14 protein-coding genes, 1 riboswitch and 1 other annotated feature are annotated in these 14,335 nt (G+C 41.6%); of the genes, 3 read left to right on the forward strand and 11 right to left on the reverse strand.

The window, feature by feature from the left end:
* Nucleotides 1–24 precede the first annotated feature (24 nt).
* From IEW76_RS15660 to IEW76_RS15675, 4 genes are all read right to left on the reverse strand, one after another.
* Nucleotides 25–1,005 (reverse strand): homoserine dehydrogenase, encoded by a 981-nt coding sequence (locus tag IEW76_RS15660; RefSeq protein WP_229721266.1) that lies wholly within the window; start codon nucleotides 1,003–1,005, stop codon nucleotides 25–27.
* Nucleotides 1,006–1,020: 15 nt separating this feature from the next.
* Entirely contained in the window at nucleotides 1,021–2,718 is a 1,698-nt protein-coding gene (locus tag IEW76_RS15665) for an O-acetylhomoserine aminocarboxypropyltransferase/cysteine synthase family protein (RefSeq protein WP_188655375.1), read from the reverse strand.
* Between the two features lie 115 nt (nucleotides 2,719–2,833).
* Nucleotides 2,834–2,945: riboswitch (SAM riboswitch) on the reverse strand.
* Between the two features lie 108 nt (nucleotides 2,946–3,053).
* Nucleotides 3,054–3,944: a manganese catalase family protein gene (locus tag IEW76_RS15670; protein WP_188655376.1), complete on the reverse strand. Its 891-nt coding sequence runs from the start codon at nucleotides 3,942–3,944 to the stop codon at nucleotides 3,054–3,056.
* Between the two features lie 21 nt (nucleotides 3,945–3,965).
* Nucleotides 3,966–4,181 carry a YuzF family protein gene (locus tag IEW76_RS15675; protein ID WP_188655377.1) on the reverse strand — a complete coding sequence of 72 codons (216 nt, stop codon included), beginning with the start codon at nucleotides 4,179–4,181 and terminating at the stop codon, nucleotides 3,966–3,968.
* Between the two features lie 152 nt (nucleotides 4,182–4,333).
* On the opposite strand from IEW76_RS15675, the gene IEW76_RS15680 reads away from it, so the two are divergent.
* Both IEW76_RS15680 and IEW76_RS15685 read left to right on the forward strand, forming a co-directional pair.
* Nucleotides 4,334–5,461 (forward strand): HAD family hydrolase, encoded by a 1,128-nt coding sequence (locus IEW76_RS15680; protein WP_188655378.1) that lies wholly within the window; start codon nucleotides 4,334–4,336, stop codon nucleotides 5,459–5,461.
* A gap of 207 nt (nucleotides 5,462–5,668) precedes the next feature.
* Nucleotides 5,669–6,034 carry a hypothetical protein gene (locus IEW76_RS15685; RefSeq protein ID WP_188655379.1) on the forward strand — a complete coding sequence of 122 codons (366 nt, stop codon included), beginning with the start codon at nucleotides 5,669–5,671 and terminating at the stop codon, nucleotides 6,032–6,034.
* 20 nt (nucleotides 6,035–6,054) lie between these two features.
* On the opposite strand, the gene IEW76_RS15690 is transcribed toward IEW76_RS15685, so the two are convergent.
* Together IEW76_RS15690 and IEW76_RS15695 are read right to left on the reverse strand one after the other, a co-directional pair.
* Nucleotides 6,055–6,483 (reverse strand): BrxA/BrxB family bacilliredoxin, encoded by a 429-nt coding sequence (locus IEW76_RS15690; RefSeq protein WP_188655380.1) that lies wholly within the window; start codon nucleotides 6,481–6,483, stop codon nucleotides 6,055–6,057.
* 22 nt (nucleotides 6,484–6,505) lie between these two features.
* The gene (locus tag IEW76_RS15695; RefSeq protein ID WP_188655381.1) at nucleotides 6,506–7,648 is read right to left on the reverse strand and encodes a conserved virulence factor C family protein; all 1,143 of its coding nucleotides are present in this window, start codon (nucleotides 7,646–7,648) and stop codon (nucleotides 6,506–6,508) included.
* A gap of 155 nt (nucleotides 7,649–7,803) precedes the next feature.
* Here IEW76_RS15695 and IEW76_RS15700 point away from each other — a divergent pair, with 155 nt between their 5' ends.
* Nucleotides 7,804–8,307 (forward strand): hypothetical protein, encoded by a 504-nt coding sequence (locus IEW76_RS15700; RefSeq protein WP_188655382.1) that lies wholly within the window; start codon nucleotides 7,804–7,806, stop codon nucleotides 8,305–8,307.
* Here the strand turns inward: IEW76_RS15700 and serA are convergent.
* The 5 genes from serA to IEW76_RS15725 all read right to left on the reverse strand — a co-directional run bounded on the left by serA (nucleotide 8,280) and on the right by IEW76_RS15725 (nucleotide 14,296).
* Nucleotides 8,280–9,863 carry a phosphoglycerate dehydrogenase gene (gene serA / locus IEW76_RS15705; protein WP_188655383.1) on the reverse strand — a complete coding sequence of 528 codons (1,584 nt, stop codon included), beginning with the start codon at nucleotides 9,861–9,863 and terminating at the stop codon, nucleotides 8,280–8,282. The two genes, IEW76_RS15700 and serA, sit on opposite strands and share 28 nt — an antisense overlap.
* A complete protein-coding gene (locus IEW76_RS15710) occupies nucleotides 9,856–11,007 on the reverse strand; it encodes a pyridoxal-phosphate-dependent aminotransferase family protein (protein ID WP_188655384.1) in 1,152 nt (383 codons plus the stop codon). The genes serA and IEW76_RS15710 overlap by 8 nt, the downstream gene beginning before the upstream one ends.
* A gap of 62 nt (nucleotides 11,008–11,069) precedes the next feature.
* Nucleotides 11,070–11,295 (reverse strand) — a binding site (T-box leader).
* A 64-nt stretch (nucleotides 11,296–11,359) separates the two neighbouring features.
* Nucleotides 11,360–13,537: an FUSC family protein gene (locus IEW76_RS15715; RefSeq protein WP_188655385.1), complete on the reverse strand. Its 2,178-nt coding sequence runs from the start codon at nucleotides 13,535–13,537 to the stop codon at nucleotides 11,360–11,362.
* A 235-nt stretch (nucleotides 13,538–13,772) separates the two neighbouring features.
* The gene (locus tag IEW76_RS15720) at nucleotides 13,773–13,922 is read right to left on the reverse strand and encodes a hypothetical protein (protein ID WP_188655386.1); all 150 of its coding nucleotides are present in this window, start codon (nucleotides 13,920–13,922) and stop codon (nucleotides 13,773–13,775) included.
* Between the two features lie 47 nt (nucleotides 13,923–13,969).
* Complete coding sequence (locus IEW76_RS15725) at nucleotides 13,970–14,296, reverse strand: CHY zinc finger protein (RefSeq protein ID WP_188655387.1); 327 nt, start codon at nucleotides 14,294–14,296, stop codon at nucleotides 13,970–13,972.
* Nucleotides 14,297–14,335: the final 39 nt, after the last annotated feature.

Genomic DNA, 14,335 nt, shown 5'->3' on the forward strand with positions numbered 1-14,335 from the left:
TATAACTTTGAGCTTTTTCTTCATTTATTGAAATTGATGAACGTTGTTATAGGACTGTTGAAAAATAGTAATAAAATCTTCAATCATACCACTCGCAGTGGACGAGGCCCCTGCTCCTGGACCGGATAATGTTAAGGGTCCGGCCAAATCGGTATGAATGACCACACCGTTTTGGACGCCATCAATCGAGTAAAGAGGATGGTGTTCTGTAAGAGAAATGGGTTGAATGGATGCTCGAACATCCCCATCTTTCCACTCAATTGTGGCCACGTGCTTTATTTTTTTATCCATGAATGAAGCTTCGAGGATTTGAGTAGGGTCAACTCTATCAATTCCTTCTACATATACATCGTCCCAGTTAGGTTGCTTTCCATAAAGAAGCTCGCTGATATTCATTAATTTATAAAAGGCGTCGTATCCTTTTATATCATTGGTTGGGTCTGCTTCGGCATATCCTTTTTGTTGAGCTTCTTTAAGAGACTGCTCAAAAGAAGTTCCATCTTGTCTCATTTTGGTTAAGATGAAGTTCGAAGTTCCGTTTAAAATTCCTTCCACTTTTTCAACCTGATTCACTTGTAGCAGCTGTTGAAGAGTACGGATAACAGGGGTTCCTGCAACAGTTGTCGATTCATACCCTACAGAGACTGAATGTTTACTTGCTAATTCTTTTAACTCTTTTCCGTGTATCGCGTACATTTCTTTATTGGCTGTAACAACGTGCTTGCCTTGTTCAATCGCTTTTTTACAATAGGTAAAGGAAGGCTCTTCCCCAACAATTGCTTCAAGAACAATGTCTATATCTTGAAGCAGTAAACGGTCAAAATCCGATGTGACAAGAATAGAAGAAGGGATCTCACGTTTCTTTTTTAAATGTTGTACTAGCACTCCCGTGACTTCAACGGGTTCTCCAAGTAATGCTTGAATTCTTTCTTGATGAGAATGAATAATTTCTATAACCCCTTTTCCTACTGTTCCGTAACCTAGTAGTCCAATTCGTATCGTCATGATGAGCCTCCTTGATCAAGTGGTGCGAAATAATACCTTATCATATTCTTCTTTTACACTTAACGTCCGAGTATGAATAGTATCTTGATATAAATGGTCTGTTTGAAGTAATGAAGCATCTTGGTCTTTGATTGATTGTAATTGATTCTCGCTAAGTGTGTTGGATTGATAGGCAATGAGCTTTGTATTTGGACCTATTTGTATCGGAGTGTCTAGTTTCTCTGTCACATAGACAATATCAGCCTCGTGAATAGCCTCTTGTTTAAGTTTAAATCCTAATCGAGACAATTTTGAAAGTTCCTTTTTAGAAGCACCGTTACCAATAATGGCGATAGTCTTAGGCCGAACGGTCGTTTCATCCCTGTACAAACTTGATTGTAAGATAACAGAGGAAGATGGTACCGATGGGGCTATGCTCGCTAAACCTGTAGCTTCTTGGATCGCTTGTTCTAAGTCCTGAATCAGATCATTGGTTGATTCAAGTCCAACTGACAACCGAATTAAATCTTCTGTTACCCCTGTTTTCAATAGATCTTCGTCATTCAGCTGCTGGTGAGTCGTCGATGCGGGGTGAATGATGAGTGATTTCGCATCTCCCACATTCGCTACATGAGACCACAAGGTGATCGTATCAATCACTTTTCTCCCTTCCTCGCGACCACCTTTAATTCCAAAAACAATCATTGATCCTGCGCCTTGACCTAAGTACTTCTCTGCTAGTTGATAGGATGGATGTGAAGGGAGTCCAGGGTAGGAGACCCATTCAACACCGGGGTGGTTCTCAAGATAGGTGGCGATCTCTTTAGCATTTTGAACATGGCGTTCAATGCGTAAGTGCAGCGTTTCAAGTCCTTGCAAGAGATGGAAGGCATTGTGTGGACTTAAGCAGGCACCGATATCTCTAAGTAGTTGAACTCTTAATTTGATAGCGAATCCTGCAGCTCCCACGTCAACTCCATACCTTAGTCCGTGGTAACTAGCATCTGGCTCAGTAAAGCCCGGGAATTTTTCATGATTCCAGTCGAAACGACCTCCATCAACAACCACACCTCCAATAGAAGTTCCGTGGCCTCCAATCCATTTCGTGGCGGAGTGAACTACAATATCCGCACCGAATGAAAGAGGCTTGCATAGGATCGGCGTTGCAAAGGTGCTATCCACAATAAGGGGGATGTGATGTTCATGTGCGATATCAGCAACTGACTCGATATCTAGTACGTGCAAGCTAGGATTACCAATTACTTCAGCAAAAATTGCTTTTGTCTTTGTTGTGATGGCATCACGGAATTGTTCAGGATCTGTGCTATCGACAAAGGTAACATTAATTCCATACTTAGGAAGTGTTACGGCGAAGAGGTTGTAGGTGCCCCCGTAAAGGTTCGTAGAAGCCACAATTTCATCACCTGCACTTGCGATATTCAAAATAGCAAGTGTAATGGCAGACATCCCAGATGAAGTTGCAACTGCTGATACTCCATCTTCTAAAAGAGCAACGCGTTGCTCGAAGACATCAACTGTTGGGTTGCCAAGACGCGTATAGATGTTGCCTGGTTCTGCTAGTGAGAATAGGTTTTGAGCGTGATCCGTGTCGTTAAACACATAAGAAGTGGTTTGATAAATGGGCACAGCACGAGAACCAGTTGTTGGATCAGGTTGCTGCCCTCCGTGTAAACTAAGTGTTTCCTTTTCAAATAAATGGGGGTTATAAGTCATAACAATTCCTCCTTGGTAATTTTAGAGTCTAGGAAAAATTGCCATACAGGTGAGGGGAAGAAGAGGACATATAAAAAACCCTCTTCATAAGAAGAGGGTGTATGTAACAGTCCTCATCTTATCTTCCAGATCCACAGACCTGTAGGATGTAGCACCACTCAAGCACAGATTGCTTGAAGGTTGCCGGGCTTCGCAGGGCCTAGTCCCTCCGCCACTCTAGATAAGATATTCATTTTGTCTTTCATCGTATGAGCTTGTTATGGATTATAGAACAATTTATGAGAACCGTCAATACATATTCAGACCATTTTTTATTTTCTGAATCCTAGTTACTTTTACATATTTTCCATTAAGCGCTTAGCGATTCGCCTATAATCATCTGCGTCAACTCCTGGGGCAAATTGTTCTGGGATATCGTCCAAGTCAGGGACAGGTGCTCCTTTAGGGGAACCTTCAATGACTTTTAAAGGTGCCCCCGTTTCTGGGTTACTTCCTTTCCAAATTTGTTTGACATCTTTGTAGTCTGTATCACTAAATGTGTATAAAATATTATCTAATCCTTGTTCTTCATATTTTCTGGCATAATCGAATTTGGAGTTATCAAGATTTGGGACAGGTAGCATTTTCGTTACATCTACACCTGTTGCGATTTCTAATGCTTTGGCATAGGCAACGACATGAACTCCTCCACGAACGAGTAAATAACCGATCATTTCTCTAGCTGTGGGGTGATCTGTCATCTCATACACTCTCATTTTATGAGTTCGTGCCCCGAGTTCTAAGAAGAAATTGTGTAAGAGATCTAACACTAGATTCCCGCTGTTAAATACATTATCTCCTGTCCAAGCATTCCCCATTGAATCTCCTACTAACGCCGTTTGGGCAGTAGAAATAAACTGGTACGTGTTACGAGCATCTTTGCCAGCTTGCAGGGGTGTAATATCAGGGGGACCAGGGAACGTATTATCTTTTGAGAGCAGGTTAATGGATGTTGTCACTAGTTCTACGTGTCCCATCTCTTCGGCAGTAATGCTTGCTACTAAATCGTAAAAGGGTTTTAACTTTTTCTTTCCACGAAAGTTAAAGGATTGGAACATATAGTTATTAAGTGTCGACATCTCACCGAATTTACCGCCTAATAACTCTTGCACAGCTGCCATTGCGTTTGGATCACCGTGTTCTGGAATAGGTAGTTCTACTAATATACGATTTTCTCGTTTAAACAAAAGAACGCCTCCTTTTTCAGTTTAGGAAGAGGGGAATACCCAAACGATTTGCTGAGTTCGAATGAAAAACGGGGTATTATTCATTTCTACTACGATATGGTCTGGGAGTACGTTTGTCAGCTTCCCTCGTACTGAACCTTGTGTGGTCTGAACGGTAACCTGGCTCCCTGTGACGGATTGAAGAGTTTGGTATACATAAGGGTCATAAAACGATTGTAAATAAGAGGAGTTATCCATATGCTTCTCTCCTTTGTTGTCATCTCTTCATCACTTTATGCCTGTTTAGGATTGTCCTATCACCAATAGTGAGAGAAGAAAAGCTTAGTCTGTTCTTTTGTGCTTTACCTTGCTACAATAGGACATAAATCTAAGAAGAGTAGGTGAGCCAATTGGGAAAAACAATACTATTTGATGTTGATGGTGTTTTATTAAGTGAACACAGGTATTTCGATGCTTCAGCGTTGACGGTGTGGGAGCTTGTACATAGTAAAAATTATTTAGGGCTTCAATCTGACCGATTCCATACAGATGTAACAGAAAGTGAAGTAGGAGAGCTTCGAGCGGAAGTTTTTCAGGATGATGAAGTGCTTTATCTTATTAAATCCAAAGGGATTAATGCAAACTGGGATATGGTGTACTTAACGTTTTCATTCCAACTGATTCGCTTGTTGTCGCAGTTAAGCGAGACAAATGGGGAGTATGTAAAAAAAGTGCTACAAGATATGACTCTAAATCGCGAGACACTCCAAGAGATTGGGGAAGAACTTTATAAAGCTGGAATAGAACCAGACTATAAAACGTTCGTCCCAGTTATGAAAAAGGCAGAAGCAATGCGAGGTGAATTACTCACTTACTTAAACTATGTCGCTTACGAAATGACAGGTATTGAAACGATGGCATTTACGCGTAACAGTGAACTTTGGGAGCTTGGCAGAGAGACTTTCCAAGAATGGTATGTTGGTGAAGGGTTAACGGAGAAGTCTATTGGACGTCCGGCTTATCAGAAAGGGAAAGAAGGATTTATCCATATCGAAACCCCGCTGGCTACAATGGAAGAACTTGATGAACTATTTACAAAGCTGAAGGAAGAGGGCCATACTCTTGGTATTGGAACAGGCCGACCTGCTCTTGAAACAGTTGAGCCTCTAGAGAATCTTGGTATTCTCTCTTACTTTGATCGTAACCGCATGGCGACAGCATCTGATGTGTTAGAAGCTGAAAAGAAACACGGAGACAAAGCCCCGCTAGCTAAGCCAAATCCGTTTACGTACATGTTCGCGTGGTTAGAACGTTCAAGTATAGAAGAAGCGCTTCTGTATACATTTACTGAAGAAGAGAAGGACTCTGTTGTAATTGTTGGAGACTCCTTAGCAGATGGTCTAGCCGCACAAAGCCTTGGCTGTCACTTCGTAGCCGTCTTAACCGGACTCTCAGGTCAAAAAGCAAGACTTGAATTTGAACAAAATAATCAGCACAACATTATCAATAATATCAAAGACCTTTACGAAGCATTATAACTTAAATGCTTTAACAAAGTAATGCAGTGACGCGTGCCAGACACCCTTCAACGCTTTAGTGAAGTAGTGGGTGTCTGGCACCGTTTAATGCTCTAATTTGATAACGGGATAAAGTGGTGTTTAATCATAGGGATGATAGAGTAAGTTTTCTTATTGTAGGTTATAGAGATTAGAAGGTGTTCATAGGATAATAGTGGAGGGGATTCTATGCTAGAGTTATTCTTATGGACATTGGCGAGCTTTATCGTGGTTATGGTAAGTTCGGCGTTCGGTATGCGAGAGTTGTTTGTAAATGAACGTTGGTGGTGGCCGTCTGTTACTCTCTTATGCCTAACGCTATTGTGCGGAGCTATAGCAGCACTAACTAGCCTTTTTGCGTCGCAAATTATAGAACTAGACAAGCCTGCAAAAGGTTTATACTACACCGTCCGCATAATGTTTGCTCTTAGTATTTCTAGTTTTACGGCATATTTAATCCTTATGTTGAAGGGGAATAGGGAGAAATTCAACTTACCGAAGAAGTTAAGGCTTGTTGAAAACCGTCAGCAAAAGAAAGAGGGTGCATCTCAATAGATGCACCCTCTTTTTTTTTATTAACAAAATTGGTCGTATGCGTTGGTCAAGTTTGCTACAATCTCTTCAACTTCATGATCCTCAATTTCTTCACGAGGAATAAAGTGAACAACTTGGCCTTTTTTCATTACAGCCATAGAAGGGGAGGATGGTTCGAAACCCTCTAAATATTCTCTCATTCGATTTGTCGCTTCTCGGTCTTGTCCGGCAAAAACAGTCACAATATGGTCCGGGCGTTTTGTATGGGTAAGAGATTCTTTCGCGGAAGGTCGTGCCAAGCCAGCTGCACAGCCACATACGGAATTGATAACCACAAGAGCAGTTCCTTCCATTTCACTAACGAAGGCGTCTACCTCTTCAGGTGTTGTCAGTTCTGTGAAGCCCGCGCCTGTTAGTTCGTCGCGCATTGGTTGAGCTACTTGTTTCATATATTCTTCATATGGGTTCATTTTTTTATTCCTCCTTAAGATCTTACTGTTCTTTTCTTGCCTGTGTCATTTGATGCCATACAGAGCCTTTTGCTTCTTCTCCGCCTTCAATGCGTCGAAGTGCCATTTTAGCCTGCATGCGTACTTCAAATTCTGAATCTTGAATCGCTTCTTGTAAAGCGGGAATTGCTGATTCATCACCTAGTTCGTATAAAAACATAGCCGCTCGCCATCGTACAAGTTTATTTTGATCCGATAATGATGCAATCATTTCAGGCATGGCTTCCTTGAATCCTAGATCAGATAAACAATCTCCGGCTGTACGGCGTACAGTTACTGATTTATCTTTTAATGCTTTATATAGATAGGGAAGTACTTCAGGTTCTTCAATCATCCCCAAATATGCGGTTGCCAGGCGGCGGATGGAAGCCTTCTCATCTTCTAGCGCTTTATCTAATACAGGGAGATCATTATACGTTGGATTCATACGATCGAGTGCAGCATAGCGCACTTTCCAATCTGTTTCATCTAACGTTTCAAGTGTTACTTGTTTTGTCTCTTCTTGTCCTGTTTGAATATCACCCGCGCCATCTTCAAAAGCATGTTCTACTAATGACGTTAGACGTTCCTCGTCGTAGCTTGCTGAAAGTTCTTCGGCAACATCTTGGCCAACTTCTTCAGCGTCGCCGTACCGAGGATTTTGTTCTACCCATTTTCTTTCCATGACCATATTAGGTGAGGCAGGTGATGCTTTCATGGCTGCGTTCATAAATCTTTCTGGAAGTCCTACCCGTTGCTCATTATCGCCTTCTTGAAGCTTAATTTGCATCGGAATTCCTCGAAACATTTGTACATAAACGTTTACTTCTCCAAAAGCTTCTGCATTTGGTGTTTCTTCATTAGTCTCTTCCATAGCTGGTTGTGCGACTGAGCCAAATACAGAACGCACTGCAGGTAGAATGTTTTCCCAGGCGTGCTTAGGATTTCGATCTAGTGCAATAAAGTCTGAAACATGATACAGATTTTTAACCCCTTCAATTGCGAAAAGTTGTTGAATGTAATCTGGCGCATCTGATAGATCATCGGTTCTCTTAAAATTTCGTGATTCTCCGTCGGCTAATTGTTCATTCAAGTTGATCTTCATTGAATTGGGGCTTGGTGTCGGTTCAATTGACATAATATTCAATTTAATGTCCCCCTTACACGTATACTCTTTGTTGATTTTAACAAACACAGCTTTGGAGTTCCATTATTGCGTTTGATTCTATGGGAAAGAAGATGTTTATTGAGGCTTACATGCTTTAAATAACATTATTGTGGCTAGTAATAGGCTGATCACGGTTGAAGGTGGAAGTCGCACGTCTAGAAAGAGTAGGAGCACGGCCGAAAAAGGGAGATGCACGGCCAGAAAGAGTAGGAGCACGGCTGAAAAAGGGAGATGCACGGCCAGAAAGAGTAGGAGCACGGCGGAAAAAGGAAGACGAACGGCCGGAAAGAGTAGGAGCACGGCCGGAAAAGGGAGATGCACGGCCAGAAAGAGTAGGAGCACGGCTGAAAAAGGGAGATGCACGTCTAGAAAGAGTAGGAGCACGTCCGAAAAAGGGAGACGCACGGCCGGAAAGAGTAGGAGCACGGCGGAAAAAGGAATTCGCACGGCCAGAAAGAGTTGAAGCACGGCTGAAAAAGGAATTCGCACGGCCAGAAAGAGTTGAAGCACGGCTGAAAAAGGAATTCGCACAGCCAGAAAAGCCCCGCATTCCCAACAAAACAAACAAAACGGCCCTGCTTTTATATAAGCAGGGCCGCCTCGATTATTTTTATAAATCTATATTTTTTGCAGAGTGAATATGGTCAACTTGAAGCAGTTCTCCTAATACTTCCTCAGAGAGAGCTTTATCGATCGTTAACATCATAATCGCTTGACCACCAACTTGTTTACGACCAACTTGCATGGTTGCGATGTTGATCTCATGTTTGCCTAGTAAGCTACCAACATGCCCTATGATTCCAGGAACGTCTGTATGTTGAATGTAGAGGAGACGATCTGTTGGTGCGATGTCGATTGTATACTGATTCACGTGAACAATACGTGGCCCTAAACCATCAAATAAAGTTCCGGCTGCGCTGTATTCTCCCTCATCAGTTGTTAAAGTTACACTGATTAGACCAGAATAGCCTAGACTAGCTGTTGTATTCTCGACAGAGTAGCTCAAACCATATTGCTTGGCGAGGTGAGTTGCGTTAACTATATTCACCTTTTCTCCTAGATAATGGCTAAGCAACCCTTTTACAAAGGTGCGGGTCACAAGCTCAGTATTAAAATCAGTCAATGTGCCTGCGTAGCTGATCTTGATGTGTCTTGGAGGTTGTTTCGCGAGTTGAATCATCATTTCTCCAAGTTTCTCACTTAATAAGTAGTAAGGCTCAAGAATCTTTCTTGTTTCGTCGTTAACAGCTGGCATATTAACAGCGTTTTGGAACGGTTGATCGGAAAGAATATTTAAGATTTCTTGACTTACATCTTCTGCAACATACAGTTGTGCTTCAGAGGTGGACGCCCCCAAGTGCGGGGTAACAATGACTTCTGGCTTGCCGACGAGCGGGTTATCTGTTGGTGGTTCTTCTTCAAATACATCCAGAGCAGCTCTTGCCACTATTCCTTCATCAATGGCTTCAAGGAGAGCGGTCTCATCGATGATTCCTCCGCGTGCGCAGTTTACAATACGGACGCCTTTTTTCATTTTTTGGAATGCGCTCTTGTTAATTAAGTGATGAGTTTCTTTAATGAGCGGCGTGTGGACAGTGATGAAATCTGCATTTTCATAAATTTTATCCAGATCACCTTTTTGAATGCCAATTTGAGAGGCCCGTTCTTCTGTTAAGAAGGGATCGTAGCCAATTACATTCATCTGAAAAGCTTTTGCCCGTTTGGATACTTCTGTTCCGATTCTTCCCATACCGACTATACCAAGCGTCTTTCCTTTAAGCTCAACGCCTTTATACGTTTTTCTATCCCAATTACCCTCTGTTAATGTTTTATGGGCTTGAGGGATGTTTCTTGCCGATGCCATAAGCATAGCGAAAGTGTGTTCACAAGTGGAAATTGTATTTCCGTTCGGTGCGTTGACTACTATCACTCCGTGTTCGGTAGCAGCTTCAAGGTCAATGGTGTCAACACCAACGCCAGCACGACCAATGACTTTTAACTTTGTCGCACATTCTAGAATCTCTTTTGTCACCTTTGTTTGAGAGCGTACAATCAGACCATCATATTCTGGAATCGTTTCCTTTAACGCCTCAGGCGAAAGATCAGTTTTTTGGTCTACTTGAACTTGGTCAGAATCTAGAAGCGCTCTGATTCCATCTTCACTAATTGGATCACTTACTAATACTTTAAACATGTTTAACATACACCTCCTGGGCTGCTTTAACGCCTGCACCTAGCTCAATATCTACACCAAGTTGTTGCAAGCCAATTTCAATCATAGATAGCGTAGTTAGGACATCCGCTGGAGAGCAGTATCCCATATGACCGATTCTGAATATTTTCCCTTTTAATTCTTTCTGGCCGCCAGCTAACGTTAATCCGAATTGTTTAGAGAGAAAGCTCCGAAGTTCATCTGGTTTAAATTGTTCTGTTTCTTTAACAGATGTCACGGTAGGGGAGGCATCCTCTTCGTTTGTCAGAAGCGGTAACCCAAGCGCTTTAATACCTTCCCGTGTCATTTCTTTCATAACTTGATGGCGGTGGAAGACATGGTCAAGCGTTTCTTCCTCCATCATTTTACTTACTTCCTGAAGTCCATGGATTAAAGAGACAGCAGGGGTATAAGGAGTCATACTGTTCTCAAGCTGCTTTTGATAAGCTTTTATATTTAAATAGAAAGATGGATTCCCTTCTTCAAGCTTGGCTTCAGCTTTTTTACTTAATGCAACAAATGATAACCCTGGTGGTAGCATCATTGCTTTTTGGGAGCCAGTAACAAGCACATCCAAGTTCCATTGATCCATGTTGCCTGGTACTCCTCCTATACAGCTAACTCCATCTACTAAAACAAGGGCATCACTGTATTGGTGAACTGTTTCAGAAAGCTGTTGAATAGGGTGTATAACACCAGTTGATGTCTCGTTATAAGTTAACAGAACTGCTTTTGCATCCTGATGTTCCTGAAGGGTTCTCTTAAGTTCTTCAGATGTAACAGAGCGACCCCATTCAATTTCTAATCGATGAGTGTTGTAACCATTATGTTCACACACGTTTGCGAAGCGGTCTCCAAATGCTCCTGCAACAACAACGATTACCTTCTCACCTTGGGCGACAGTGTTCGTAACAGCAGCTTCTAGTGCTGCTGTTCCGCTTGCCGTCAGTGTATAGACAGGTTGAGATGTTCCGAAAATAGGCTTTAGACGTTCGCTCGTATCCGCGAATAGCTTTGCGAATGAAGGAGAGCGGTGTCCAATCATAGGTTGGTTCATCGCGTGTTTCACGCGGTCTGGAATCGGTGTTGGTCCTGGAGCTCGAAGAAATGTTTGATCTTGTAGCATTTGAAAATCCCTCCTGTGTATTTAAGGTAAAATAAAAAACGCCCCTTGCTAACGTATTGCTAGCAAGGGGCGTTGTCATTAACGCGGTACCACCCTTTAATAAACGACAAGCGTCGTCCTCTCATTTGGTAAAATTACCAGTCTGATAACGGTTGACGCCGAGTGTGCCTACTTTATATTTCGGACACTAGTTTAGAAGGGCTACCCATAAACTGTGCCGTCGATTCTCACCTACCATCGACTCTCTGAGGGTCACAAATTTATGTTGGTCTTCATCATTACTTTTCCTTATTTTTTAGAAGTTTAGCACGTTAAATTGTTCATGTAAACAGAAAAGTTCTACTATTTACATTTATTCAGGCGGTCTTGATATTGGAGCGCCCATATCCTGTGCAAGTAGTACAAGGGACTGGTTGATGCGCCAAATGTAGTAAAGTTTGTATACGAAGATACGTTTTGATAGATCGTTGTCCTGATCAGGATAACGTTCGATGCGCTCACGATCGTGTTCTAAATCATAGATCGTTTGATGTCGTTTCGTACGTAACATTTCACTAATAGCTGCGATATTATGATTGACATGAGCTTGGATGTGATCGATTGTTTCTTTTAAATCAGAATCAATGTTAGGTTCATGCCCTCTCGTGGCATTTAAGTGTTTGGCATAGTAATTCGTCGCTACAAGGATGGTCAACCATCTTTCAATATCAGACCTTGAGAATCGTGCGGGACGTTTTCGGATAGATTCTGAATCAATTTTGAATTGATGCAAAGACTGATCAAGGTCAAAAGCTATTTCAGTCAAGTTTTCGGTTGTGTTCTTCCCTTTTAGGCCCATTAAATAAGTCTCAATGTATTTAGACAAGGAATCTAAAAATGAAAGAGTCGTATCCGTTACTTTTTCTCTCGTTTTGTTCGGAAGTACTAATGCAGCTGAGAAGAATCCAATATAGGCCCCAAGGAACGTATCTAAGACACGTGCTAGTAATAGGTGATACGTAATGCCACCTAATAAAAGGTCGTATAGCATAGCGATAATCATAGTAATCCAGAACATGGCTAAAGAATAGGAGACGTTAAACAAGTAAAAGGCCATGAATATGCACAAAAATATAAACGCAACCTGCCATGTACTTTGACCGGTTAACACTAAGGAAACTCCAAATCCAACAATCGCGCCAGCAATGGTACCAATCGTACGTTCATTCGCTTTAATAAAGGTGCGTCCTACTGTATCTGTTCCCATGAATACAATAAATGCTGAAAGTAATATCCAGTACTGGTGTGTAGGGGTTAATAAATAACCAAGCGCAATCGAAAGTGCCCCTGCTAGGAGAGCCTGGAGTGCTTTTTTGGTCGTAGGTTCAAGTCCTTCTTGTTCTTCTTCTTGAGAGGGTTCATCGGGTGCTTCTTCTTTATTTGTCCGTTCTATATTCTTGTGACGAACTTCATGAAGCTCAAATGCACCTTCTATAACATGGTTCGCCATCGTATTCAGTCGGCGTAATAGGAATAACCACTCATCATACTCTTGTTGGTTAATTTCTTGAGCAACTGCTCGAAGTTGCTGTACGCTCTTTTCAGCTTCTAGGAGCTGGTCTACTACATTATGATGGCGTAATACCTTAACGTCTCTTGTTGATTGAATGAGTTGAACAAGGGCCTTTTGCACGTCGTTATGACTAAGTGCTTCTTGTTCCTTAAGCTGCTTAATTGTAGGGGTTAACGTTTCCATTAACATTTGCACATCAAATACATACAGACGAAGTTGATTTGCTGTTATTCCTTCCCATACATCATAAGGGTCCACATCCCCAAGTTGTGCTGCAATATTTCGAGCATATTCATTCAACTTTAAAACGTTGCGGTTTAAGTAGCGTAGCTGACTTTCATCCTCATAAGGGTGTTGAATAATATGAATGACTCTAGAGAGGATCAGGTTTGTTTGTATGTGAAAGGAAGTCATACTTCTTTTTAGTACATTTTCTGGTTTATTCTTTAATAAAACAAACTTATAGAAATATGCATAAAAGACTCCTATGGCTATACCGATAAAATAAATCGGTAAATCGTTAAATTGAACACCTAAGATTGTTGAAAAGTAAATCGAGATAAAGCCGATCATATTTAATGAGAAGTAACGGGAGCCGTAACGAGAAAGATAAAAAGCTAAGAATACAACGCTCAATATTGCTACATCTGATAGGTGGAAATAAGAAGAGGTCCAGGCTCCAATGGTAAGTGTTATTCCACTTGATAGAGCAAGGAGTAGCGTTGTGACCTTTTGCTTTTGACTCGTGTCGTCAAATACAGCAAAGACACCTAAGAGTCCTACAATTCCAGAGAAGATCGGTACGGTAATTAAACTGTAATCGAGCCAATCTAATAGAAGATTTGTAGTGAGTACAGAGGAGATCACACTTAGCGTGGCCTTTGTTGCATTGAGTAGGCGGGTCAGACCAGGGTCTGCAGCCGTAATTCGTGCAAGCCAATGTAGTAAGGTTTGATAGATAGTCTGTTTCATTTTCATATTTTTATCATAAACGATTCAGTTCGCATCATCCAATCCAAATGCCCTATTCAGTAGAATTCTATCTATTCTGTGAATTCGCTGAATTCTTTCCAGCTCCCCGCAGGAAAGCGAGTTGTCCCCGAGCAAGCCCAAGCACTCATAAGCGTTGGCGGCCCCTTATATGGTATAAAGCCCATACCAAACATTAAAAAGACATTGCTTTGCACAATGTCTTTTTGAGGGGATCGTATAATCAGTCTTCATCGATCGTGGTTTGGGTTGGGTGTGTGGCTTTTTTCATTTCTTCTTTTGACATTACATTATCTTGGGCACCAAGTGCGTCATTATAAGGTTTTCCTTTTTGGCTACCTTGTTTTTTTCCTTGCTTATTCTTATTCGACATCGTAACGCCTCCTTTACGACCTTTAGTGTATCTCTATAGGGGAAGTTCTATGCTTCAAAGTAAATATGGTAGTGCAGGGCGCACCCTTCATTCCATGCATGATTACAGTTGGGGCAGGTGAAAGGGGCTTTTAAATACGTATTGATTGAGAATTGTGACTGACAATGGCCACAGAGTATAGCTGCTTCTTGGAACTTTTTCTTAGGCCAGCGACGAATAGGATGTTCACAAGCTTCTTCATGACATTTATAACAAGGATAGTATGTATGGCAGCAATAAAATTTAATCGCAATAACGTCTTTAATTGTGTGATAGTGCACACACCGTGTTTCTTCATCAATGATTTGTCCAAAGATAGTAGGGGGTACGCTCATAGTATAGACCTCCTTATTCATATAGTGTACTGAATGATT

It is taken from the genome of Pontibacillus salipaludis (genome assembly GCF_014642405.1).
In the GTDB taxonomy this organism is placed as follows: Bacteria; Bacillota; Bacilli; order Bacillales; family BH030062; genus Pontibacillus; species Pontibacillus salipaludis.